Here is a 22,905-nt window from a genome sequence, read left to right on the forward strand (position 1 = left end):
AACGCGGGCTACTTCGCCGCGTCCCTGCCTTCCGACAGAGCCTTGATGACCTTGTCGGTGATGTCGAGACGCGGGCTGACCCAGACCACATCCTGCACGATGAGGTCGTACTTCTCGCTGTCGGCAAGCTGCTTGATCGCCTTGTTCGCCTTCTCGATGATGGCAGCGTTTTCCTCATTCTGCCGCAGGTTGAGGTCCTCGCGGAACTCGCGCTGCTTGCGCTGGAACTCGCGTGACAGTTCGGCGAGATCCTTTTCCTTGGCGCGTCTTTCCGACTCGGACATGGTCAGGCCGCCTTTCTCGAGCGACTCCTGCAGGCCCTGCACCTGCTTCGCCAGACGCTGCAGGTCCTGGTCGCGCTTGGAGAATTCCTGTTCGATCTTCTTCGCCGCCTTGACGGCTGCCGGCGCATCACGGAATAGCCGCTGCGTATTCACGTACCCGACCTTCAGATCGGCCGCCGCGACTCCGGCTATGGGCAGCGTCGCAAGCAGGACTCCGAGCAGCGTGGCAATCGTTCTATTCAAGCTAATTCTCCCGCATCAAAAGGTCGTTCCCATCTGAAACTGAAACTTCTGGATTTTATCATTCTTCTCGATGCCGATAGGCTGCCCAAAACTGAATTTCAACGGTCCAAGCGGCGAAATCCACGCCGCCGTCAGTCCCACGGACCAGCGCAGTCCGCCTTCCGAGATCGTATAGCCGGTTTCGTTGAAGACGTTGCCAGCGTCGATGAAAGGTCCGAGACGCAGCGCCTTGTCGAAACCCGGGAAAGGCATCAGCAGTTCGGCATTGAGGACCACCTTGCGCGTACCACCCAGGCGGGTATCGGGATAGAGCGGGTCCACCGGCCCCAGACTCGCCGTCTCGAAGCCGCGGACCGAGCCGACACCACCGGCGAAGAAGTTCTTGTAGAACGGCAACGTCTGCCCCTCCAGCCCGTTCGCGTAGCCCACCTCGCCATAGAGCATCAGGATCAGATCCTTCGTCAGCGAGAAGTACTGCTGATTGGAATAGGTCAGACGGTAGAAGGAGAGATCGACGCCCGGAACGGCAACCTCGACCCCCGCCTTCTGCACGCCACCGCTGGTCGTGTAGATCGCACTGTTGCGCGTGTCACGGGTCCATGACACCGTCGCCGGCAACGTGATGTTGGAGTCCCCGTGCTCCTTCTGGAACTGGATGTACTGGATCGGCGTCGCGATGGTGATCGGCGTGATGTCGATCGTCGTCTGGTCAATCGCCAGCCCGACGTTGAGCATGTCCTTCTCGTCCAGCGGAAAGCCGAAGCGGATGCCGCCACCCCAGGACGTGGACTGGAAGGCATAGCCGAGCGAGGTCGGATTGAGCGTCCGGTAGTAGACATCGAATCCCTGGCTGATGCCGTCGACTGTGAAATAGGGATTGGTGTAGTTGACCCCGAGCGTGCGGTTGAGCTTGCCGGTATTGATCTGCAGACCGACGTGCTTGCCGCTGCCGAAGATGTTGGTCTGCGAGATCGAGCCCGAGAGGATCACCTTCTCCGCCGTCGAGTAGCCGGCGCCGATCGAGATGTTGCCGGTCGACTTCTCGGCGACGTTGACGTTGACGTCGACCTGGTCGATGCTCCCCGGGACAGGCGGTGTCTCGACGGTGACTTCGTTGAAGTAGCCGGTACGGTCGATCCGCTCGCGTGACTTGGCGACGCGGTCGGCATCGTACCAGGCGCCCTCCATCTGGCGCATCTCCTGCCGGATCACCTCGTCGCGCGTCTTGGTGTTGCCGGTGACATTGATGCGGCGGACGTAGGTCCGCTTGCCGGGATCGACGAAGATGGTGAAAGCCACCTGCCGCTTCTCCTTGTCGAGCTCCGGCGCCGCATTGACGTTGGCAAAGGCGTAGCCCTGGTGGCCAAGCTTGTCGGTGATCGCCTTGGTGGTCTCGTTCAGCCGCTCGCGTGAGAACACCTCGCCGGCCCTGATCTTCACCAGCTTCCGGAACTCCTCTTCCGGCAACGTCAGGTCGCCGGCAAGCTTCACCGAGGAGACGAGGTAGCGCTCCCCTTCGTTGATGCTGATCGTGATGTAGATCTCTTTCTTGTCCGGCGTGATCGACACCTGCGTCGACTCGACGCTGAATTCCAGGTAGCCGCGATCGAGATAGTACGAGCGCAGCGTCTCGAGGTCCGCCGACAATTTCTGCCGCGAGTACTGGTCGTCCTTGGTGTACCAGCTGAGCCAGCCGCCCGTCTTCTGTTGCATCGCAGCCAGCAGGTCCTTCTCGCGAATGGCATTGGCGCCGACAATGTTGATCTGTCGGATGGTTGCCGGCTCACCCTCGTCGATGGTGAAGTTGATCGCCACCCGGTTGCGCTCCAGCGGGGTGACGGTCGTCGTGATCGCCACGGCGTACCTGCCGCGCGTCAGGTACTGCCGTTTCAGTTCCTGCTCGGCCTTCTCCAGCGTTGCCCGGTCGAAGGTCCGGGCAACGGCGACGCCCACTTCCTTCAGGCCCTTGGTCAACTGCTCCTTGTCGAATTCCTTTAGGCCGATGAAATCGATCTGCGCAATCGCCGGGCGCTCCTCGACGACGACGACCACGACCCCGCCATCCATCTCGATGCGGACATCCTTGAAAAACCCCGTGGCGAACAGCGCCCTGATCGCCTGCGCCGCCATCTCGTCGGTCATCGTGTCACCGACCTTGACCGGCAGATAGCTGAAGACCGTACCGGCCTCGACGCGCTGAATTCCTTCGAGGCGGATGTCACGCACTGTGAACGGCTCAATGGCCGCCGCGGCGGAGGCAAGGAGAGAGGCTACCAGACCTGCGAGCAGGTTCTTCTTCATAGGCTCAGCCGGAGAACAAGCGGTTGATATCGTTGTAGAAAGCGAAAGCCATGAGCATGATCAGGAAGGTCAGGCCGATCTGCTGACCAATCTCCATCGTGCGCTCGGAAACCGGCCCGCGCTTGATTATTTCCACCAGATAATACAGCAAATGCCCACCGTCCAGAATCGGGATGGGCAACAGGTTGAGGACACCGAGGCTGATGCTCACCAGTGCCAGAAACTTCAGGTAGTAGTCGACACCCAGCTTTGCCGACTGGCCGGCATAGTCGGCAATGGTCACGGGCCCACTGAGATTGCGCCAGGAAACCTCGCCGGTGATCATGCGACCGATCATCACCAGTGTGAAGGTGGACTTGTCCCAGGTCTCGACCAGCGCCTTGCCCAACGCCGAGAGCGGATCGTAGCGCACGGTGACCATCAGTTGCTCGCGTGTCTGCCCAGCGTCGCGCACCGCGGCACCAATGCGGCCGACCTCCTTTCCCTGTTCCTCGACCGCAGACGGTCGCACGCTCAGACTTTGCCGCAGCCCTTCGCGGAGCACCTCGAAATGCAGCGTCTGACCCGCCGATTGGCGAACGACACGGACCAGATCTGCCCAGCTCTCGATCGGCTCGCCATCGATGTCCAGAATCTCGTCACCGGCCCGCAGCCCGGCAGCCTCGGCCGCGCTCCTGGCCCCGACGCTGCCGATGATCGGCGGCAGACGTGGCCGGTAAAGCCGCAAGCCCAGCCTCTCGAGCGCATCCCCCTCCCATCCCGATTGCCGTACGACCGACAGATCGAGGCGACGGACGACGACCTCCTGCCGCGGGTTGAGCAGTTCGAGGTCGACGGCGTCGTGATCGACCGCCTTTTGCAGCAGCAGCCAGCGCATCTCCTGCCACGTCTGCACCTTTTCGCCTGCCACACGCAAGACGAGTTCGCCGTTGTCGAGTCCGGCCGCAGCGGCAGGACTCGACAACACGGGCGTACCAAGGATCGGCTTGAACTCCTCGCTGCCATACCAGAACAGGCCCCAGTAGAGCAGGATCGCGAGGGCGAAATTTGCCGCCGGTCCGGCGGCAACGATCACCATCCGGCGCACAACCGGTTGCCGACTGAAGCTGCGGTGCAGCTCGTCTGCCGCCACCTCACCTTCGCGTTCGTCGAGCATCTTGACATAGCCACCGAGCGGGAAGGCAGCCAGGGCCCACTCGGTGCCATCACGCCCCCAGCGTCGCGTGACCAGGGGCCGGCCGAATCCGACCGAGAATCGCAGAACCTTGACCCCGGCCCAGCGCGCAGCAAGGTAGTGCCCGAACTCGTGCACGACGACCAGGATGCCGAGCACGACGGCAAACGCAACGAGATAGTAGAGGAAACCGCTCATGCGCAGACACTCGTGAGCAGACACTGCTCGGCGACCTCACGCGCCGCCCGGTCGGCGGCCAGCACTTCGGCCAGGGAAACGGGCTCACGGCCAGCCGGCATGCGGTCCATCACTTCCTCGATCAGGCGGGGAATCGCAGTGAAGCCGATGCGCCCCTCAAGGAAAGCATCCACCGCGACCTCGTTCGCCGCGTTGAGCGTCGCCGACGCCGTTCCGCCCGCGCACAGGGCGCGATAAGCCAGAGCCAGACAGGGAAACAGCTCGCTATCCGGACGCTCGAAGTGCAGGCTGGCGATGGCACCAAGATCGAGCGGTGCGACGCCGGCGGCAATGCGACGCGGATAGGCCAGAGCATGCGCGATCGGCGTCCGCATGTCCGGATTGCCGAGCTCGGCAATCACCGAACCGTCGGCATACTGAACCAGAGAATGGACGATGCTCTGCGGATGGATGAGGACCTGGATTCGCTCCGGCGGCACATTGAACAACCAGCGGGCTTCGATCACTTCCAGGCCCTTGTTCATCATCGTCGCCGAATCGACCGAAATCTTCCGACCCATGACCCAGTTCGGGTGCGAACAGGCCTCGTCCGGACCGACGGACTCGAGGTCGGCCAGCGACCGACCGCGAAACGGGCCGCCCGAGGCGGTCAGGCACAGACCGAGCACGCCGCTCGCCTGCGGATCGCCCGCATAATCCCTCGGCAACGACTGGAAGATCGCATTGTGCTCGCTGTCGATAGGCAACAGCGTGGCATGGTTGTCGCGTACCGCCCGCATGAAGACCGCACCGGCCATCACCAGCGCCTCCTTGTTGGCGAGCAGGATCTTCTTGCCAGCGACCGCAGCCGCCAGCGTCGGCGGCAACCCCGCGGCGCCAACGATCGCCGCCATCACGGCGTCGACCTCTGGCAACCGCGCCATGCGCACCAAGGCGTCTGGCCCGTGGCTGACGACGGTCGCGCAACCGGCATCACTGAGACGTGCGGACAGTTCGACCGCCACGGCCTCGTCGCCGACCACCGCGTGCTGCGGCCTGAACTCCAGACATTGCTCGAAAAGGCGCTCGCTCTGCCGGTGCGCGCAGAGCGCAACGACGCGGTAGAGATCGGGATGACGTCGTACCACGTCAAGGGTGTTGACCCCGATCGAACCGGTCGAACCGAGAATCGTCAGCCTCTGCATGCAGGTGGCGATGCTGCTCAAGCCCTGGTCACCAGCCAGACGAGCGCCACCAGCGGCAGGGTCGATGTCAGGCTGTCGATCCTGTCGAGCACCCCGCCGTGCCCCGGCAACACGTTGCTGCTGTCCTTGAGGCCCGCCTGCCGCTTGAGCAGGGACTCGAACAGATCGCCGACGACGCTGATCGCCGTCAGCAGCAAGAGGACGAGCAAGAGGAGCAACTGGTTGCCGGCGAGCGCCGCCGGCAGGCGTGATGAGAGCAGCAAACCATAGACGATCACCAGCAGAGATCCGCCGATCGCCCCTTCCCACGTCTTTCCGGGACTGATCGCCGGCGCCAGCTTGTGCTTGCCGAAACGGCGGCCGCTGAAGTAGGCACCGATGTCAGCCAGCCAGACCACGGCCATGATCGCCAGCACCGCCAGCGGGCCGGCCTGCCGCAACTGGACCAGCGCCAGCCAGAGCGGCAGCAGCACGACGGCTCCGGTTGCCAGAGCGGGGAGCGTGTTGCCGAGAGGCCAGCGCCGCCGCAGCCAGATCGGTGCCAGCAGCAACCAGAAGACCACCGCCGGCAGGTAGAGGCAGGCGCCCAGCCGCCACGCCGAGTCGGCGAAACCCGCCACCAGACCGACTGCTTCCGGCTCCACCATCGCCAGCAGCAAGCAGACCGTCGCCAGGGCGACAGCGAGCGCGATCCTTGATCCGCCCGAAAGACGCATCAACGCGCCCCACTCCCAAGCCGCAACGGCAGCGACGGCGGTGACGAAAAGCAACCAACCGAGTGGCGGCAGGAGGAACAGGGCCAGAAGAAAGACCGCAAGCAGGACGACCGCAGTGAGTACCCGCGTCCTAAGCATCGGCCCGCTGATCCGTAGCTGGCGCCGCTGCCGGTGGTGCGCCCAGCAACTGCTCGCTGGTGCGCCCGAAGCGGCGCTCACGCTGCCGATACCACGCCAGAGCGGCGTCGAAAGCGTCCGCGTCGAACTCCGGCCACAGCACGTCGGTGAAGTAAAGCTCCGAATAAGCCAGTTGCCAGAGCAGGAAATTGCTGATCCGCTGTTCGCCGCCGGTACGAATGAAGAGATCCGGTTCCGGCGCGTAGCTCATCGCCAGGTGCCGCGTCAGGTCGCCCTCATCCCACTCGTCGCCTCGCCCAGGGTGTTCCATCTGCATGCGCTTGACCGCCTGCAGGATGTCCCAACGCCCGCCGTAGTTGGCAGCGATCGTCAGGACGAGACGACTGTTGGCAGCCGTCTGTTGCTCCGAAGCATCGATCAGTGCCTGCAGGTCCGGCTCGAAGCGAGTCAGGTCGCCAATGACCCGCAGTCGCACTCCGTTGCGATCCAGCTTCCTGACCTCTTCCCTGAGGACGCGGACGAACAGCTGCATCAACAGCGACACCTCGTCTTGCGGCCGGCGCCAGTTCTCCGAACTGAAGGCGAACAGCGTCAGGTACTCGATGCCACGCTCGAGACAGCAGCGGACCATCGTCCGCACCGTCCGGACACCCTGCCGGTGACCGGCAAAGCGCGGCAGGAGGTGCTTCTTCGCCCAGCGCCCATTGCCATCCATGATGATGGCCACATGCCTGGGAACGGCCAGTGCCGGCGGAACATCACGCGTCGAGCTGGCAAAGCGCTGCATCCTGATCACCTCGTCGACAGCGCTCAGATCGCCATCAGCTCGGTTTCCTTGTGGCTGAGGAGCTTCTCGATCTCCGCCACGTAACGGTCAGTCAGCTTCTGGATGTCGTCCTGAGCGCGATGCTCGTCGTCCTCGGAACACTCCTTGTGCTTCAGCATCTCTTTCAGCGTCGCGATCGCGTCGCGGCGAAGGTTGCGCACCGCCACCTTGGCTGCCTCGCCCTCGCCCTTGACCACCTTGATCAACTCGCGACGACGCGCCTCGGTCAACGGCGGCATCGGCACGCGGATCAAATCCCCCTGTGCCGACGGATTGAGACCGAGGTCGCTGTCGCGCACCGCCTTCTCGAGCTTGGCCAGCATGTTCTTCTCCCACGGCTGGACGCCGAGCGTCCGCGCATCGATCACGGTCACGTTGGCCACCGTATTGATCGGCACCGAGGAGCCGTAATAGTCGACATGCACGTGGTCGAGCAGGCCGGTATGGGCACGCCCGGTACGCACCTTCGCCAGGTCCGTCTTCAGTGTCTCGACCGATCTCTGCATCTTGTGCTCAGCCGTTTTCTTGACTTCTGCTATCGCCATCTGTTGCTCCCGTCAGCAATGGACCAGGGTGCCTTCGTTGTCGCCCATCGTGACCCGCTGCAGCGCCCCCGGGTTGAATATCGAGAAGACATTGATCGGCAGTTTCTGGTCACGACAGAGGGCGAATGCCGTGGCATCCATCACCGCCAGATTGCGGGCGATCGCGTCATCGAAACTGATCCGGTCGTAACGGGTGGCCTGCGGATCCTTTTTCGGGTCGGCCGTGTAGATGCCGTCCACCTTCGTCGCCTTGAGTACGATCTCGGCACCGATCTCGGCACCGCGCAAAGCCGCCGCGGTGTCGGTGGTGAAGAAGGGATTGCCCGTTCCACCGGAAAAGATCACCGTCCGCCCCTGCTCGAGGTAGCGTATGGCTTTCGCCCGGATGTACGGCTCGACCACCTGTTCGATGTTCAGGGCCGACTGCACGCGCGACACCATCCCTGCCGCCCGCATCGCATCGTGCAGCGCGAGACCGTTCATCACCGTCGCCAGCATGCCCATGTAGTCAGCCTGCGCGCGGTCCATGCCGCGCGCAGCCGGGGCCACCCCGCGAAAGATGTTGCCGCCGCCGATGACCACACCGACCTGCACACCGAGGTCGACGATCCCCTTGATCTCGGCAACGATGCCGGTGATCGTCTGCCGATTGATCCCGTACGCGTCGCCACCCATGAGTGCTTCGCCGGAGAGTTTGAGGAGGATGCGTCGGTATCTCGGTGACTGGGCAGACATCGGCTTCTGGCTCCCTCGATCAGGCGTTCATCTCTGGGCGGCAGCGGCAGCCTGCGCCGCCACCTCAGCGGCAAAGTCGTTCGAACGTTTGGCCAGGCCCTCGCCAACGACGAACAGCGTGAAGCCGGCGATCGACGCACCCTTGCTCTTCAGCAACTGGGCAATCGTCTGCTTGCCGTCCTCGGCCTTGACGAAGACCTGCCCGAGCAGGGTCACCTCGTTCAGGAACTTCTGCACCGAGCCCTCGACGATCTTCTCGATCATCGCTTCCGGCTTGTTCGCTTCGCGCGCCTTCTCCGCCGCGATGCGGCGCTCGCTGTCGATCAGTTCGGCGTCGATGCCCGATGCATCGAGCGCCTTCGGTTTCGACGCCGCGATGTGCATCGCCAGGTCCCTGCCGAGCTGGTCGTCACCGCCACTGTAATCGACCAGCACGCCGATTTTCGCGCCACCATGGACATAGGACGCCAGCCGGCCACTGGCGGCGATGCGCACGAAGCGACGAACCGACATGTTCTCGCCGATCTTGCCGACCAGAGCCGTGCGCGTCGACTCGACGGTGCCATCTCCCATCGGCAACGACGAGAGGGCGGCGACGTCAGCCGGGTTCTCACTGAGGACGAGGCCGGCACAATCGCTGACCAGTTTGAGGAACTCGTCATTCTTGGCGACGAAATCGGTTTCGCAGTTGATCTCGACGATGGCCCCGAACCGGCCATCGGCCGTCCGCTGGATGGCCACGACACCCTCGGCAGTGATGCGGCTGGCTGCCTTGCTCGCCTTCGATCCGAGCTTGACACGGAGGATCTCCTCTGCCTTGCCAAGGTCGCCCGCGGCTTCGCTCAGAGCCCTCTTGCACTCCATCATCGGCGCGTCGGTCCTCTCGCGCAACTCTTTCACCATGCTTGCGGTTATTTCCGCCATTTCATTCTCCACTTGCGGGCGCCCGCCAGTCGATCGGGCGCCCGTCATCCAGTACATGCGCAGGCCCACGCGCCATGCGCGCCGGCCACCCGGGCGCGCGCGTCGCCGGCACGATGCACCCCTGCCGGGACGCTGCGCCGAGATCAGTCGCCCGTCTCTTCCTCGAAGAACTCGTCACCGGCGACGACATCGAGGAGTTCCTCGACGAACTGGCTGCGACCTTCCAGGACGGCGTCCGCAACGCCCCGCGCGTAGAGCCGGATGGCACGCGACGAGTCGTCGTTACCCGGAATGACATAGTCCACGCCATCGGGAGAGTGGTTGGTGTCGACCACGGCGACGACCGGAATCCCCAGCTTGACGGCCTCGGTGATGGCGATCTTGTGGTAACCGACATCGATGACGAACAGCGCATCGGGCAGTGAACCCATCTCCTTGATGCCGCCGATCGACTTGTGCATCTTGTCCAGCTCGCGGGTCAGCATCAGCGCTTCCTTCTTGCCGAGCCGGTCGAGGGAGCCGTCCTCGCACATCAGCTCCAGTTCCTTCAGGCGCTTGAGCGATTGCTTGATGGTCTTGAAGTTGGTCAGCATGCCGCCCAGCCAGCGCTGGTCGACGAACGGCGAAGCACAGCGGGTCGCCTCTTCGGACATGATTTCGCGTGCCTGGCGCTTGGTGCCGACGAACAGGATCGTTCCCTTGTTGGCCGACAGCTTGCGCACGAAGCCCATCGCTTCGTTGTATTTCGCCAGTGTCTGCTCGAGGTTGACGATGTGAATCTTGTTGCGCGCGCCGAAAATGTACGGCGCCATCTTGGGGTTCCAGAAGCGTGTCTGGTGACCGAAGTGAACACCGGCCTCCAGCATCTGGCGCATCGTTGTAGACATGGATCTTGGCTTTCTCCATCAGGGTTGGACCACCATCCGCCCAGCTACAGCCTGCCCTTGCGCCAGCGGCGCGGCAGACACCCTTGAACAGGCGGATGTGCGTATTGGGGCCGGCCACATCGACCAGCCCGGCGTACCCGGAACGGCACGCACTTCCTCCCTTGCCGGCACCGGCCAGCAAAGGCCGAGGATGGTACCACCAAGACACGGATGATTTCAATTCCGGGCGCAGCGAAAGCCGCTTTTTCTGCAGCGCCGGCGTGAATTCCCGGTTGCGCGGGCAAATTGCCTAAGCCGGCCGCTTCCTTTATCCTTCGCTCCTCCCGATCCCGCCGCCGAGCGCCCAGCATGAGCATCAGCCGCAAGACCCCGCAGGAAATAGCCAAGATGCGTGTCGCCGGGCGCCTCACGGCCGAAGTCCTCGACTACATCACGCCACACGTGCGGGCGGGCGTCACCACCGGCGAACTCGACCGGCTCTGTCACGACTACATCGTCGGCGTCCAGAAGTGCATTCCCGCACCCCTCAACTACGCGCCGCCCGGTTACCGGCCCTATCCCAATTCGATCTGCGCCTCGATCAACCATCAGGTCTGCCACGGTGTGCCCGGCGACCGTCCGCTGCGCAACGGCGACATCGTCAATCTCGACATCACGGTGATCAGTGACGGCTACCACGGCGACAGCAGCCGCATGTTCCAGGTCGGCGAAACCTCGCTGCAGGCGCGGCGCCTGTGCGAGGTCAGTTTCGAGTGCCTGTGGCTGGGCATCGTCCAGGTACGCGCCGGCGCACATCTCGGTGACATCGGCCACGCGATCCAGAAGCATGCGGAGCAGTGCGGCTACTCGGTGGTGCGTGAGTTCTGCGGCCACGGCATCGGCGCCAAGTTCCACGAGGAGCCACAGGTCCTGCACTACGGCCGCCCGCACACCGGCATCACCCTTGAAGCAGGCATGATCTTCACCATCGAGCCGATGATCAATGCCGGCAGGGCGGCCGTCAAGACGATGGCCGATGGCTGGACCATCGTCACCAAGGACCACAGCCTGTCCGCGCAGTGGGAGCACACCGTCCTGGTCACCGCAAGCGGCTACGAGGTCCTCACGGTTTCCTCGGCCACACCGCCGCCGCCCGGCTGGATCGGCGACGCCGGATGATCATGGGCGAGACCGGTCGCCAGACTCTGGTCGAGCGTTCTCGCTCATGGCTGCGGACAGGCCAGTCGGAGCTGCGCCAGCGCTTTCTCGACGACGACGACGCGCCGTACCTGCTGCAGGCGCGCTGCGCCCTGGTGAATGAAGTGCTGCGCGACCTCTGGCAAGCGCTGTCCCTGCCGCCGGAAGTGGCACTGCTGGCCGTCGGCGGTTATGGCCGCGGTGAGCTCTACCCCGCTTCCGATGTCGATATCCTGCTCCTGCTGCCGGCCGCACCGGGCCCGGACCTGACCAGCCGCGTCGAGTTCGCCGTCGCTCTGTTCTACGACATCGGTATCGAGATCGCCCCCAGCGTGCGCACGGTCGCCGAGTGTACGCAGGCCGCTGCCGACGATCTGACGATCTGCACTGCCCTGCTCGAAGCCCGACCGCTCACCGGCGACGGCAGCCTGTTCGCGGAAGTTTGCCGCAAGCTTCGCGAGGGGCTCGATCGCGGCACCTTCTTCGACGCCAAGCGGATGGAGCAGGAGGAGCGCCACCGCCGCTACCAGGATTCGCCCTACGCCCTGGAACCCAACTGCAAGGAAGCTCCCGGCGGCTTGCGCGATCTGCAGACGATTCTCTGGATCACGCGCGCCGCCGGCTTCGGCGACTCCTGGGAGGATCTCGCCCGGCACGGGTTCATCACCCGCGACGAGGAGGAGCAGCTGCTGCGCAGCCTGGCTTTCCTGCAGCGTCTGCGCTGCCACCTCCACCTGCACGTCGGCAGGCGCGAGGACCGGCTGCTCTTCGACCATCAGACGGCGCTCGCCGGCCGCATGGGTTGCGTCGCGACCGCGACCCGTCTCGCCAGCGAGCGGCTGATGCAGCAGTACTACCGGACGGCGAAGATGGTGACGCAACTCAACACCATCCTGCTGCAGAACATCGGCGCGGCGATCTCGCCGCCGTCGGAACAGGAACCGTCGCCGATCAATGAACGCTTCCGGAAGACGCACGAGCTGCTCGATGTCGTCGCCGACGACGTTTTCGAAAGAAGACCGGCGGCGTTGCTCGAGGCATTCCTGTTGATGCAGCAGCATGCCGATCTGCAGGGAATGACGGCACGCACGCTGCGCGCCCTGTGGCACGCCCGGACCCTGATCGATGACGATTTCCGCCACAGCGCCGACAACCGTCGCTGCTTCCTCGGCATCCTGCAGCAACCTCGCGGCGTGCTGCACGAACTGCGGCGGATGAACCAGTTCGGCTTGCTTGGTCGCTATCTGCCCAACTTCGGCAAGATCGTCGGCCAGATGCAGCACGATCTGTTTCACGTCTATACCGTCGATCAGCACACGCTGCACGTGCTGCGCAACCTGCGCCGTTTCCTCGCCGACGAGTTCGCCCACGAGTATCCGCTGTGCAGCGAGCTGATGAGTGATTTCCCCCGACAGTGGGTCCTCTATGTCGCAGCCCTGTTCCACGACATCGCCAAGGGGCGGGGTGGCGACCACTCCGAGCTCGGCGCGGTCGACGCCGCCGAGTTCTGCGCGGCGCACGACGTCGCTGCCGAGGACAGCGAGCTGGTCGTCTGGCTGGTACGGCACCACCTGCTGATGTCGAGCGTCGCCCAGAAGCAGGACATCGCCGACCCTGAGGTGGTCGGCGCCTTCGCCCGAACGGTCGGCGAAGAAAGGAAACTGGTTGCCCTCTATCTATTCACGGTCGCCGACATTCGCGGCACCAGTCCGAAGGTCTGGAACACCTGGAAGGGGCAACTGCTCGAGCAGCTGTTCAGGAGCACCTGCCGTGCCCTGCTCGGCGGCGGCGAGGCGGCGGTGCGGCAGGGACTGATCGAAGAGCGCCAGCAGCAGGCCGTGCGGCTGCTGCGCTACTTCGCCCTGCCCGACTCGGTTCACCAGCGGCTGTGGAAACATCTCGACACGGTGTACTTCATGCGCCATTCGGCGGAAGAGATCGCCTGGCACGCCCGCGCCCTGCACTACCGCATCCGTCGCGATGAGCCCCTGGTCAGGGCACGCCTCAACCCGCAGGGTGAAGGTCTCGAGGTACTGGTCTACACCCGCGACCAGCGCGACCTGTTTGCGCGACTGGTCGGCTTCTTCAGTCGCGCCGGCTACACCATCGTGGACGCCAAGATCCATACCACGCGCGACCACTACGCGCTGGACACCTTCATGCTGCTCGACCTCGGCGAGCGCGGCGACGACCGCGACATGATCAGCTATGTCGAACACGAACTGACTGACCGCCTGCGCCGCCAAGGGCCGCTCGAGGGGCCGGGCAGCGGACGGCTGTCGCGGCAGGTGAGGAACTTTCCAGTGCAGCCAGTGGTCACCATCGAAGAAGACGAGAAAGGCTCGCATTACGTCCTGTCGGTCAGCGCTACCGATCGTCCCGGGCTGCTGTACACGATCGCCCTGACCCTGGCGGCACATGGCGCCAACCTGCACACGGCGAAGATCTCCACCCTTGGCGAGCGCGTCGAAGACACCTTCCTGATCAGCGGCGGCGATCTTCGCGAGACCGCCAACCGCATCAAGCTGGAAACCGAGCTGATCGAACGTCTGAAGCTGTGAAGCCGGGAGCGGCGGTGGTCGGCGATCTGCCCGGCAAGGCCTTGCGCGACCGCGCTGCGACCTGCCCGACGCTGCGCTCGCTCGCGGCTCCGATGCGCTCGAAGCGGCCCGCCCGGCCTGCTGCCGGGAGCCGTTCACAAGCCCCGCGACTGCGACAGTGTCGGTTTTTTTTACACTCGCTGCCACCGAATCCTCCCTCAGCCGTGGAATCGCATGCTACGGCAATGATTTACTGAAGGATTGCATTCTCTCAAAGCGTGTGGCACATAACTTGCTTGAATGGGGAAGCAAGGCACGAGGTCACCGGGTGTTACACCACACTGTGACTGTCATGGCAGGCTTTCTCGGCAAAGCGTGATGTAGTAGTCAGACATCCAAAGGCCGGAACGACTAAAATGATTTTGCTCAGGCCGCAATCGATACCAAGGAAAGCACATGTCAGAGACCTCAAACGATAGAACCGCGCAGCGGCGCAAGCTGCTGAAGAAGGCCGCGGCCGTGCCGGCGATCTTCGTTCTGCCCTCCACCGGCAGGGCCGTGTCGTCGAGCAGCCTGCACGCCTGTGTCGAGAAGGGTCTGCTGGCGAACAACAACAGGCCGATCCCGCCAATCCTGCCCAAGGACCAGACCGACCAATGGGTGCGGGAGTTCCAGGCCGGAATCCCGAACCAGGGTGGCGACACGGTCATCGAAGGCAACGTTCTGGTTTACGACATCACCGGCACGGCACCCAGGCCGGTGGCGCACGCGTCGTGCTGGAACTCGATCAATCCGCAGGGACCGCACGCCGACCCGGGCACCAACCTCATCTCCTGATCGATCGGCGGCAATCCATCCCCAGTCGCGCACGACCGCCCGCTGTCTGATGCGCCCCCTTTATCGCCGTCTGGGGGAAGGGGGCGTCGCATTTGATCAGGAAAGCTGGCAGACGCACATCCTCACGCCGGCCGCCACCATCATCTTCGAAGCATTGAGCGAAATCGGCGACGGCGAACAGCCGCTGCCTCTGGAGCCGGCGCTGCGCTTTCTGCGCGACGAACTCGAAGTCGATACCGACACAGACGAAATCCGTCAGGTGTTGCGTTCTCTGCAGGAGATGGGCATGCTTGGCGGATGACTGCCGAGCCGCTCCGCCTGCGCCACCTCTCTCCCGTCATTCTCCGCCAGCGTCTCGCCAGTGCTTCGCTCACGCTCGACTATGGGGCCGCCGTCGTGCGCCTGGGCTCCGACCTCGCGGCCTTCGTTGCCGACCTGCAGCGCGTTTATGGCGCCTTCGCCCTGGTCGATCCGGCCTTCGCCGACTTCCATACGCAGATCCGCGGCGGCCGGGGATTGCGCGCCTACCTGCGCCCGCAGTCCCGCTTCCTGATCGACGGCGTTCAGCCCTTCGACCCCTTTCCCCAGGAGCAGGCACTGGCGCACTTCGAATGGGGCGTCAACTGGTGCTTTGCGCAGCGCTTCAACCAGCACGTCCTGCTGCACGCCGGCGCCCTTGCGCTCGCCGACCGCGGTGTCATCATGGCGGCGCCGCCCGGTTCCGGCAAGAGCACGCTGACGGCGGCCATGATGCTGCGGGGTTTCCGCCTGCTGTCCGACGAGTTCGGCGTCCTCTGCCCGCGCAGCGGCCAGTTGTGGCCGATGCTCAAGCCGCTGGCACTGAAGAACCGCTCGATCGACGTCATTCGCGACTATGCCGAAGACGTGATCCTCGGCCCGGTCTACAAGGGCACGCGCAAGGGCGACGTCGCACACCTCGCTCCCGGCGAGACCAGTGTCGACGCCCGACGACTGCCGGCACACCCGCGCTTGGTCATCTTTCCGAGCTTTCGCCAGGGTGCAGCTTTGAGCATCCGCCGCCTGCCGGCCGAAGAGGCTTTCGCGCACCTCGCCTTCAACAGCTTCAACTACGAGGTCCTCGGCGCCATCTCGTTCAACGCCGTGGCGGACGTCATCGAGCGTTGCCCCGCGTTCGCGCTCGATTACAGCCGTCTGGATGAAGCGATCGAATCGGTCCGCGCGCTGCTTGCCGACGCGCGCGCAGCGAGCGAGGGCGCATGATCGACCCACAGCCTGCCGCCTACCCGTTCCAGCTGCTGCAACTGCTGTGCGACCCTGGACGGGTGCGCCGCCTGCAGCTGCACGACTGGGACACACTGATCCGCCTCGCACGGCGCGCCCGGCTGCTGGGCGTGCTCGCCCATCGCATCCGGTCGCAAGCCGAGCACCTCGCTGCGATTCCGGACTGTGTCCGCGGCCATCTCGATTCGGCGACCACCTATTCGGCGCATCGCGTCCACCTGTTGCGCATGGAGCTGGCAGCGCTGGCCAGCGTGCTGCCTGGCGAAGTGCGCGTCGCCGTTCTCAAGGGAGGCGCCTACATCATCCAGGACCTGGCGACGGCGCGCGGCCGCCTGCCGAACGACGTCGACCTGCTGGTCAGCCGCGAAGACCTGCGGCAGACCGAAGCGGCCCTGCTGGCCGCTGGCTGGGAGGCACAGGCCGTCGATGACTACGCCGACCGCTACTACCGGGAATGGAGTCATGAGCTGCCACCGCTGCGCTTTCCCGGCCACCCGATGGAAGTCGATGTCCATCACACGATCAGCCCGGTGACCGGTCGTCTACATCCCGACCGGGCGCTGCTCTTCGCCGACCTGCAGGAGCTTGCCGGGCAGCGCTTCCTGGTGCTGCATCCGCTCGACCAGATCCTGCATGCCGCCATCCACCTCTTCCAGGACTCCGAGCTGGCCGACAACCTGCGCGACCTGGTCGACATCGACAGCCTTCTGCGGAGCCACCTGCGGTCGGCGGATGACTGGCTGGCACTGAGCGTGCGTGCCCGCCGTCACGGTGTCGAGCGTCCCTTGTGGTATGCCCTGCACTACTGCCGCCGCTGGCTGGCGACGCCGGTGCCCGACGGGCTGCCGCTGCGCCCGCCGCCGCGAGCCATGCTGCGGGCGATGGACTGGCTCTATCCGCGCTGCACCCTGCCGCGACTTCCCGACGAGCCACCGCCGCTCGCGCGCAGCATCGCCGTACGCCTCGGTGCGACCCGCTACCAGTGGCTGCGCATGCCGCCCGGACTGCTGTTGCGCCACCTGGCCCACAAGAGCGCGCAGGCGGTGCGCCGACGCCCGGCGCGGCAAGACGGTGCTGGCTGAACCTATCCCGGCGGCGTCCCGCGGGTCCTCAGCGTGCTGCGGCTGGTGAGCGCTGCGCTGGCGTTGCTCGCCGGCCTCGTCTTCTCGGCCGTGGCCGCCTGCGCCCAACCGGCGGCGGCCGGCGTCTCGGTACCGGCCGCGGGCAGCCCGGCGCGCAGCGCGATCCTCGACAGCGTGCGCGGCGAACTGGGAATCGCCGGCAGCGGCAGCCGCTTCAAGGTCTTCCACCTGAAGACCGCCGGCCCCTGGGCCTACTTCGAAGGCAACGAGATCGTGCACCTCGAGGGCCGGCAGTGGCAGGAGACCGATCTGACGGTGAAGGCGCTGCTGCACGAGGAGGACGGGCGCTGGCGGGTGCGCGCGCTGTGGAGCCTGCCCGGCAACGAGCGCCTGCCGCTGCACGAGTTCGAGCGCCGGCTGGCCGGGCTGCGGGCGCGTTGGCAGCTGCCGGCAGGACTCTTTCCGTAGGCGATCACCGCAGACTGCTTCAGCAGGTGGTCCGATGCGATCCCGTCTCTCTTCGTCACGGCCGTTCGTCTTTCATCGTCCGGGCCTTCGCTGGGAAGCACCACCTACTTTGCCCTCTGCTGACTTGTCCACGGTATTCAGCGCCAGTCACCCAACGCCCAGCCTCGATCCTCCGAGGCACCGGGGAGATCTCCCGGGGCAAGACTCGTGACCTTCGCTGCATGGACGCCGGATTTACAAAATGCACCCCGGCCGCAGATGGAGGGCTTCGCGGTCACGTGCCCGCTCGCCCCGGATGCATCACGCCTCAGATCCGGTTCTTGTTCATCGCCCCGCAGCTTTGGATTGGGCGCTCCAACCGCTCGCACAGCTCGCGTCGTTCCAGCGGCCATGAGCAAAGCAGTTTGCTCATGGAAACCCCGCTTCCACCTTCCAGACCCCGCCTCGCGGCAACGCCCTTGCCCTTCTCCTTGCCTTCGGCTCTGCGTAGCGGGGTTCGACGCACCGCAGGTGCGGCAAAACCTGGCCATAGGACTTCCACCTATGAAGTAACGCGCCATGCCCGGCGCACACGTGGAAGTAACCGGCGCTGCGCGGCTTTATTGCGCAGCGTCCAGGTTGACTGCCGGGTTGGGCTATCTGTGCTTGAGCAACTCATCAAGCGCGAGGCCAATGTCTTTGGCTATTTGACGGAGCAAGATTGGGGAGATGTCTTGACCTTGATGAAACGGCACCGTTGTGCAGCGACCTGCGGTATCGCGGAATTGTTTGTGTGAACCACGTTGGCGAACTTCGGTGAAGCCGAGTCTCATAAGAATGGCTATGACTTCATTGGGTTTGAGGACGGGAACATTGCCCATGACTCAAGCTACGGCAACATTTTGAATCCCAACAAACTCGGACTCCAGCGTGGGTTCGCCGTCTTCGAGAAGCATTGCAATAACGTCGTGCAGGTTGTGGTTGACTTCATCCAGCGTTTCGCCCTGGGAATGAGCGCCGGGAAAACCGGGAACGAAACCGACGAACAGGCCGGTTTGTGGGCACCGCTCAATTACTGCTGAATAGATCTTCATGGCTAACTCCAAAATCGCATGGAAAGAAGATTATCGCTCTACGCTCTGCGATAGGCAATCACTGACGCCGAAAGTGGAAGCTCAGGGGGACGCTGCGCGGCATTTTCGGGCAGCGTCCAGAGTCCCATGGAACGCAGGGTTTGGGACTCGAATGGGCGAACCGGAGTCGGTGCTACGCGGCCCGATTGCCAACCTGCCTTCTACGTGACCAGCAAAGCGCTGAGACGACGCCGAGGCTGACCATCAGGCTCGTACTGGGTTCGGGGACCTGCGTGACTTGAAACATGGTGATTTCAGCACGTACAGCATTGAAGGACGTACCATCGCCGAAATTGAGTGCCTGGTCAAGGCTACTAGGCAATAGCGGCCCAGAGACGATGGGAGTGGTTGCGCCATCGACGAATAATTCGAACGCGCCCCCAGGTTGCACCACAAAACGGTAGTCGTGCCATTGTCGCGTGTCGAAGGGCGTCAGAATCTCTGCATAATTTTTCACATGGGACTGGATCCTACTCGGGTCTGCACCGACACCGAATTGCGCGAGACCTGACCCAGTATAGGCATCGATAAAAAGGCCAAAAGCGTTGCGCCCGCTAGGGAAACCTTGGAATACTTCCTCTAGTAGCCGTGCCCGCATCAATACGGTGAACGGATTACTCAGTTCCAAGTCGGCACGCGTGTACCAGAAGGCGCTGCCGTCTGAATTGCTATATGGCAACTGGGTCGAGTCCATGCACAAAGCTGGCAGTCCGTCCGCTGTGCAAGTCGAGTAGACCAGACTTTCCGCCGCGTTGCCCAGATGTGAGTTATTGGTTGCGAACGTCCACCCTTGTGCGCTGGGCAACGACTGGAAGTCGAGTGTCAGGTTGAGTGCATTTGCCTCACTTCCAGCCGTGAGCAACAACGCTGCTAGAGCGACAAGACTGCGTTTGAGTTTCATCTGTCTTCTCTCACATGAACCCCGTTACAAGAAGTTGAACGATTGTCGGGGAACCAGTCGCCCAACGTGATGTAGCAGGCCTACTTGCCCCAAAGCTTTGCGTCAATATCCTTTCCGCATGCACAAGAACAGCGAATTGACTCGACAGAACAATGAGGTCAGCCATGCGCCCGTCCACCAAGAATTCCGGTAATTGCGTCGGCGCCCTCCCCGTCGCGCAACCCCTCTGGCTGGGCCATCAGCCCGGCGAGGGCCAATGGCGAAACTATAGCTCAGCCCCACCACGAGGTGCAACGAGAGCGGCTATCGGCACGCTCACGACAGGTACCGTCCGACTGATTCCGGCAGTCCACGGACCGTCCCACTTGCTGGCCTGTCCAGCAGCAGGTGACGGCGGCGACAACGAAGCGTGCCCGAAGAGCGCATCGCATGGCAATCTGGCTTCGCCCAAGCCTTTGACTCAGTGATCCGCACCCTGCGCGAATGTTTCCCGGCGGCGCGTTTGGCCGGTATCTCTTCAAACTGCGCCAGCGCATCGAGACAGCGGGCAAGTTGTCCGACGGCCGAGCCGCCACCTTCATTCAACAACCATTGCTTGCGGAGCGCGCCCTTCCACCCGAAGCAACCGCTTGCGGTCGTTCAGCGTACGCGCCAATGACGGTGCCGTGAGCAGTACCACCGCGGACCCGAGCCCGCCCATTTTTTGCCTCTTTCGTCTTGCCACAAAGCCCGCGGCGCGCCAATTTACATTCCGCAATCCCGCCAATCGCCCTTTACTGTCATTGATCGCCGTTATGGAGCCACCGATGATCGGCGTAATGGAGCCAGTTTGAAGAGTTAAAAACGGGCTAACTCGGGGCTTAAAGGGTGGCGGATTTTACCTGTTTTTGCGGTGCTGATTTTGGTGCCGTTGGCGCCAATTTTGGTGAGCGGTACGACTCACCATCGAGGGTCAGGCAATAGGCGTTATGGCGCAGGCGATCGAGGGTCGCGGAGGCGAGCAGGCGGTTGGCGGGAAAGGCCTGATCCCACTCGGAGAAATCAAGATTGCTGGTGACGATGGTCGCCGCGCGCTCGTAGCGTTCTGCGATGAGGTCATGGAAATCCTCGTCGGCGGAGGCGCGGAGCGGTTTGAGTCCAAAGTCGTCGACGATCAAAAGTGGAACCCGTGAGAGCGTGGCGATCTTGCGCTCGACGGTGCCGACGGCGCGAGCCGTCGTCAGGGTGGCACACAGCTGAGCCTGGGTAGTGAACAGGACGTCAACGCCCTGACGCACGGCGCAATGGCCGAGCGCTTGCGCCAGATGGCTCTTGCCCGTGCCGCACGGTCCGACGATGAGGACGGGCGCCTTCTCCTGCAGATAGCGCCCGGTGGCCAGATCATGGATCAAGGCCTGGTTCAGATTCGGCAAGCGCGCGAAATCGAAACCTTCGAGCGACTTCCCGGAGCGGAACGCGGCGCGGCGCAGCCGCAAGGCGAATTTCGTCTGGTCGCGACGCGCGACCTCATCGTGGATCAAGAGGGACAGGAATTCGGTATAAGCCAATTTCGATTCAATGGCTTGGCGATTTCTCGCCTCGAGCGAACCGAGGATGCCGGAGAGGCGCAACTGCTTGAGATGGGGAGCAAGTTCAGGGATGGGATTCACGATCAGTCCTTCAGGTTGACATAGGCCGGAGGGCCTGGAATTCCCGCGGCCGGGGGTCAAGGTCGGGCAACGCCCGGCGCAGCGAAACCTTGACGCCCGGACGCGGGAGATACGCTTCGCCGTGGCTGAAGACGGCAGAGTGCCGGATTCAGCCATGGAGAACAGCGCGGCGCTCACTGCACCGTGGTCGATGCCGCAAACAAACTGGCGGCATTGCGGGCAAAGCGCCCCGAATGCGGAGTGGGCTCGGGCGCGGTTGCCGCCCAGGTGTCGGCCCGCAAGTCATGACCGCCGGCCAGAATCGTCTTCACCGTGCGGTAGAAGGGCGACTCATGCGCCAGGGCCCGGGCGCACGCGGCGTCCAGGCGGGTGGCGGGGTAGGATTTCTGCAAATGCAGCACGCCTTGTGCCGCACGCAGTCGTTCAACGATGCGGTCGGCGAGCAGACGCTCGATCAACGCGGCGCAGGCCGGCCCAACCCGTACTGCCTGCTCCACGCACCACGCTCGGTCATGGGCAAAGAAGGCTCGGGCGTCGGGCGGCAGATGATCCTTGACGGTCCGCCGCTCACCGGCCTTGAACGCTCGGGCATGCGCGGCGACGGGCTTGAACTCATGATAAATCGTCACCATGCCGTCGCTGGCCTTGAACCAGAGACGCTTGCCGACCAAGGTGAACGAGACGGAATAGTAGGCGCGCTCGAACTGGATATGGCTGTCGGGGTGAACGGTCGCCTGCGACCAGACGCCGAGGTCCGGCGCCACGCCGGGAAGCGGCAGAAGGACCGCACGCTCAAGCGCGAAGAGATCGGTCGGCGCCTCGCCGGTGGTGCCATGCCGGCGGGTGCCGGCTTCGTCCATGACCCAGGCTTTGGCTTGGCGATTGAGATCGGCCAGATCGAGGAAGGTCTTGAGCGGCAGAAAGTTGCCCTTGAGGTATTTCACCCCCGACTCGACGATGCCTTTTTTTTGCGGATCATGTGGCGGGCAGGCATCGATCTTGAAGCCGTAGCCCTCGGCGCAATCGGCATACGAGCGTTGAACCTGCGGGTCATGGATGCACGCCTTGATGATCGCGCACTTGGCGTTGTCGATGATGAGTCGTGCCGGAACGGCGGCGAACCATTCGAAGGCGCGACGATGACAGCCGAGCCAGGTCGCCACCGTCTGGTCCCAGACAAACTCGACGTACTGGTGCCGCGAGAAGCAAAGCGTCATGACGAAGGCCCAGGTGCGGCGTGGCCCACCGGCCGGGTGCTCCAGGAACGGGCCGGCACCGAAATCGACCTGGGCCGCTTCGCCGGGGGCGAAGCTCAGGCGGACGGTGGTCTGTGGCGGGATCGCCCGTTTCAACGTGCCGAGCATCCGGCGTACCGCCGAGTAGCTGCCGGTATAGTCGTGTTCGCGCTTGAGCACCGTGTGAATGACGACGCCGGAAACGCCTTGACCCAGCCAAGCCGCGATGCGTTCTCGATGCGCTTCGAGACTGGAAACGGTGGTGGCCGCGCGCCTGGCGGGCGCCAGCCCTTCGGCAATCGTCGCATCGTCGGGGGCGGCCAAGTCGCCGGCGAGCCAACCGCGTGCGCTGGCCAGGGTTCGTAGACTGGCTGCTGTCCGCCGCCCCATGAGGCCACTTCGGGAAATGTCGCGATCAGAGTCGCCTTGCCGCATACGCAGCAGGGCTTGTCGATAGTGGTGCATTTCGATCTTCCTTTTACTCATC

General features: G+C 63.9%; 22 protein-coding genes. 7 read left to right on the plus strand and 15 right to left on the minus strand.

The window, feature by feature from the left end:
* Window positions 1-8 precede the first annotated feature (8 nt).
* From V5B60_RS17875 to rpsB, 10 genes are all read right to left on the minus strand, one after another.
* Complete coding sequence (locus tag V5B60_RS17875) at window positions 9-527, minus strand: OmpH family outer membrane protein (protein ID WP_332348783.1); 519 nt, start codon at window positions 525-527, stop codon at window positions 9-11.
* Between the two features lie 15 nt (window positions 528-542).
* Window positions 543-2,828: an outer membrane protein assembly factor BamA gene (bamA, locus tag V5B60_RS17880; RefSeq protein WP_332348785.1), complete on the minus strand. Its 2,286-nt coding sequence runs from the start codon at window positions 2,826-2,828 to the stop codon at window positions 543-545.
* Window positions 2,829-2,832: 4 nt separating this feature from the next.
* On the minus strand, window positions 2,833-4,200 hold the full coding sequence (gene rseP, locus V5B60_RS17885; protein ID WP_332348787.1) for an RIP metalloprotease RseP: 1,368 nt from the start codon (window positions 4,198-4,200) through the stop codon (window positions 2,833-2,835).
* Window positions 4,197-5,384, minus strand: coding sequence for a 1-deoxy-D-xylulose-5-phosphate reductoisomerase (ispC, locus tag V5B60_RS17890; protein ID WP_332350622.1), 1,188 nt, complete (start codon window positions 5,382-5,384; stop codon window positions 4,197-4,199). Before ispC ends, rseP begins: the two co-directional genes overlap by 4 nt.
* 17 nt (window positions 5,385-5,401) lie before the next feature.
* The gene (locus tag V5B60_RS17895) at window positions 5,402-6,238 is read right to left on the minus strand and encodes a phosphatidate cytidylyltransferase (RefSeq protein ID WP_332348789.1); all 837 of its coding nucleotides are present in this window, start codon (window positions 6,236-6,238) and stop codon (window positions 5,402-5,404) included.
* Entirely contained in the window at window positions 6,231-7,025 is a 795-nt protein-coding gene (gene uppS, locus V5B60_RS17900; RefSeq protein ID WP_332348791.1) for a polyprenyl diphosphate synthase, read from the minus strand. Before uppS ends, V5B60_RS17895 begins: the two co-directional genes overlap by 8 nt.
* Before the next feature lie 23 nt (window positions 7,026-7,048).
* Window positions 7,049-7,609: a ribosome recycling factor gene (gene frr / locus V5B60_RS17905; protein WP_332348793.1), complete on the minus strand. Its 561-nt coding sequence runs from the start codon at window positions 7,607-7,609 to the stop codon at window positions 7,049-7,051.
* A gap of 12 nt (window positions 7,610-7,621) precedes the next feature.
* Window positions 7,622-8,344, minus strand: coding sequence for a UMP kinase (gene pyrH, locus V5B60_RS17910; protein WP_332348795.1), 723 nt, complete (start codon window positions 8,342-8,344; stop codon window positions 7,622-7,624).
* A gap of 27 nt (window positions 8,345-8,371) precedes the next feature.
* Entirely contained in the window at window positions 8,372-9,268 is an 897-nt protein-coding gene (gene tsf / locus V5B60_RS17915; RefSeq protein ID WP_332348797.1) for a translation elongation factor Ts, read from the minus strand.
* Between the two features lie 143 nt (window positions 9,269-9,411).
* Complete coding sequence (gene rpsB, locus V5B60_RS17920; protein WP_034940062.1) at window positions 9,412-10,155, minus strand: 30S ribosomal protein S2; 744 nt, start codon at window positions 10,153-10,155, stop codon at window positions 9,412-9,414.
* A gap of 348 nt (window positions 10,156-10,503) precedes the next feature.
* Here rpsB and map point away from each other — a divergent pair, with 348 nt between their 5' ends.
* From map to V5B60_RS17955, 7 genes are all read left to right on the plus strand, one after another.
* Complete coding sequence (gene map, locus V5B60_RS17925; RefSeq protein ID WP_332348800.1) at window positions 10,504-11,313, plus strand: type I methionyl aminopeptidase; 810 nt, start codon at window positions 10,504-10,506, stop codon at window positions 11,311-11,313.
* Window positions 11,310-13,892, plus strand: coding sequence for a [protein-PII] uridylyltransferase (locus tag V5B60_RS17930; RefSeq protein WP_332348802.1), 2,583 nt, complete (start codon window positions 11,310-11,312; stop codon window positions 13,890-13,892). Before map ends, V5B60_RS17930 begins: the two co-directional genes overlap by 4 nt.
* Window positions 13,893-14,327: 435 nt before the next feature.
* A complete protein-coding gene (locus V5B60_RS17935; RefSeq protein WP_332348804.1) occupies window positions 14,328-14,708 on the plus strand; it encodes a hypothetical protein in 381 nt (126 codons plus the stop codon).
* A 49-nt stretch (window positions 14,709-14,757) separates the two neighbouring features.
* A complete protein-coding gene (locus V5B60_RS17940; RefSeq protein ID WP_332348806.1) occupies window positions 14,758-15,009 on the plus strand; it encodes an HPr-rel-A system PqqD family peptide chaperone in 252 nt (83 codons plus the stop codon).
* Entirely contained in the window at window positions 15,006-15,950 is a 945-nt protein-coding gene (locus V5B60_RS17945; RefSeq protein ID WP_332348809.1) for an HprK-related kinase A, read from the plus strand. Before V5B60_RS17940 ends, V5B60_RS17945 begins: the two co-directional genes overlap by 4 nt.
* Entirely contained in the window at window positions 15,947-17,053 is a 1,107-nt protein-coding gene (locus V5B60_RS17950) for a nucleotidyltransferase domain-containing protein (RefSeq protein ID WP_332348811.1), read from the plus strand. The genes V5B60_RS17945 and V5B60_RS17950 overlap by 4 nt, the downstream gene beginning before the upstream one ends.
* A 45-nt stretch (window positions 17,054-17,098) precedes the next feature.
* On the plus strand, window positions 17,099-17,521 hold the full coding sequence (locus tag V5B60_RS17955; protein ID WP_332348813.1) for a hypothetical protein: 423 nt from the start codon (window positions 17,099-17,101) through the stop codon (window positions 17,519-17,521).
* A 635-nt stretch (window positions 17,522-18,156) separates the two neighbouring features.
* Here V5B60_RS17955 and V5B60_RS17960 read toward each other — a convergent pair.
* The 5 genes from V5B60_RS17960 to istA all read right to left on the minus strand — a co-directional run bounded on the left by V5B60_RS17960 (window position 18,157) and on the right by istA (window position 22,883).
* The gene (locus tag V5B60_RS17960; RefSeq protein ID WP_332348815.1) at window positions 18,157-18,381 is read right to left on the minus strand and encodes a type II toxin-antitoxin system HicA family toxin; all 225 of its coding nucleotides are present in this window, start codon (window positions 18,379-18,381) and stop codon (window positions 18,157-18,159) included.
* Between the two features lie 3 nt (window positions 18,382-18,384).
* Window positions 18,385-18,594, minus strand: coding sequence for a type II toxin-antitoxin system HicB family antitoxin (locus V5B60_RS17965; protein ID WP_332348817.1), 210 nt, complete (start codon window positions 18,592-18,594; stop codon window positions 18,385-18,387).
* Window positions 18,595-18,766: 172 nt separating this feature from the next.
* Window positions 18,767-19,534, minus strand: a complete 768-nt coding sequence (locus V5B60_RS17970) for a PEP-CTERM sorting domain-containing protein (RefSeq protein WP_332348819.1) — start codon at window positions 19,532-19,534, stop codon at window positions 18,767-18,769.
* A gap of 860 nt (window positions 19,535-20,394) precedes the next feature.
* The gene (gene istB, locus V5B60_RS17975; protein WP_332345114.1) at window positions 20,395-21,183 is read right to left on the minus strand and encodes an IS21-like element helper ATPase IstB; all 789 of its coding nucleotides are present in this window, start codon (window positions 21,181-21,183) and stop codon (window positions 20,395-20,397) included.
* A gap of 173 nt (window positions 21,184-21,356) precedes the next feature.
* Complete coding sequence (gene istA, locus V5B60_RS17980) at window positions 21,357-22,883, minus strand: IS21 family transposase (protein ID WP_434735384.1); 1,527 nt, start codon at window positions 22,881-22,883, stop codon at window positions 21,357-21,359.
* Window positions 22,884-22,905: the final 22 nt, after the last annotated feature.

The organism is Accumulibacter sp. (genome assembly GCF_036625195.1).
Classification (GTDB): Bacteria; Pseudomonadota; Gammaproteobacteria; order Burkholderiales; family Rhodocyclaceae; genus Accumulibacter.

Coding starts and splice junctions, on each gene's coding strand:
- bamA (WP_332348785.1), bottom strand. CDS start 2,828: ATGAAGAAGAACCTGCTCGCAGGTCTGGTAGCCTCTCTCCTTGCCTCC.
- rseP (WP_332348787.1), bottom strand. CDS start 4,200: ATGAGCGGTTTCCTCTACTATCTCGTTGCGTTTGCCGTCGTGCTCGGC.
- ispC (WP_332350622.1), bottom strand. CDS start 5,384: ATGCAGAGGCTGACGATTCTCGGTTCGACCGGTTCGATCGGGGTCAAC.
- V5B60_RS17895 (WP_332348789.1), bottom strand. CDS start 6,238: ATGCTTAGGACGCGGGTACTCACTGCGGTCGTCCTGCTTGCGGTCTTT.
- uppS (WP_332348791.1), bottom strand. CDS start 7,025: ATGCAGCGCTTTGCCAGCTCGACGCGTGATGTTCCGCCGGCACTGGCC.
- frr (WP_332348793.1), bottom strand. CDS start 7,609: ATGGCGATAGCAGAAGTCAAGAAAACGGCTGAGCACAAGATGCAGAGA.
- pyrH (WP_332348795.1), bottom strand. CDS start 8,344: ATGTCTGCCCAGTCACCGAGATACCGACGCATCCTCCTCAAACTCTCC.
- tsf (WP_332348797.1), bottom strand. CDS start 9,268: ATGGCGGAAATAACCGCAAGCATGGTGAAAGAGTTGCGCGAGAGGACC.
- rpsB (WP_034940062.1), bottom strand. CDS start 10,155: ATGTCTACAACGATGCGCCAGATGCTGGAGGCCGGTGTTCACTTCGGT.
- map (WP_332348800.1), top strand. CDS start 10,504: ATGAGCATCAGCCGCAAGACCCCGCAGGAAATAGCCAAGATGCGTGTC.
- V5B60_RS17930 (WP_332348802.1), top strand. CDS start 11,310: ATGATCATGGGCGAGACCGGTCGCCAGACTCTGGTCGAGCGTTCTCGC.
- V5B60_RS17935 (WP_332348804.1), top strand. CDS start 14,328: ATGTCAGAGACCTCAAACGATAGAACCGCGCAGCGGCGCAAGCTGCTG.
- V5B60_RS17940 (WP_332348806.1), top strand. CDS start 14,758: ATGCGCCCCCTTTATCGCCGTCTGGGGGAAGGGGGCGTCGCATTTGAT.
- V5B60_RS17945 (WP_332348809.1), top strand. CDS start 15,006: ATGACTGCCGAGCCGCTCCGCCTGCGCCACCTCTCTCCCGTCATTCTC.
- V5B60_RS17950 (WP_332348811.1), top strand. CDS start 15,947: ATGATCGACCCACAGCCTGCCGCCTACCCGTTCCAGCTGCTGCAACTG.
- V5B60_RS17960 (WP_332348815.1), bottom strand. CDS start 18,381: ATGGGCAATGTTCCCGTCCTCAAACCCAATGAAGTCATAGCCATTCTT.
- V5B60_RS17965 (WP_332348817.1), bottom strand. CDS start 18,594: ATGAAGATCTATTCAGCAGTAATTGAGCGGTGCCCACAAACCGGCCTG.
- V5B60_RS17970 (WP_332348819.1), bottom strand. CDS start 19,534: ATGAAACTCAAACGCAGTCTTGTCGCTCTAGCAGCGTTGTTGCTCACG.
- istA (WP_434735384.1), bottom strand. CDS start 22,883: ATGCACCACTATCGACAAGCCCTGCTGCGTATGCGGCAAGGCGACTCT.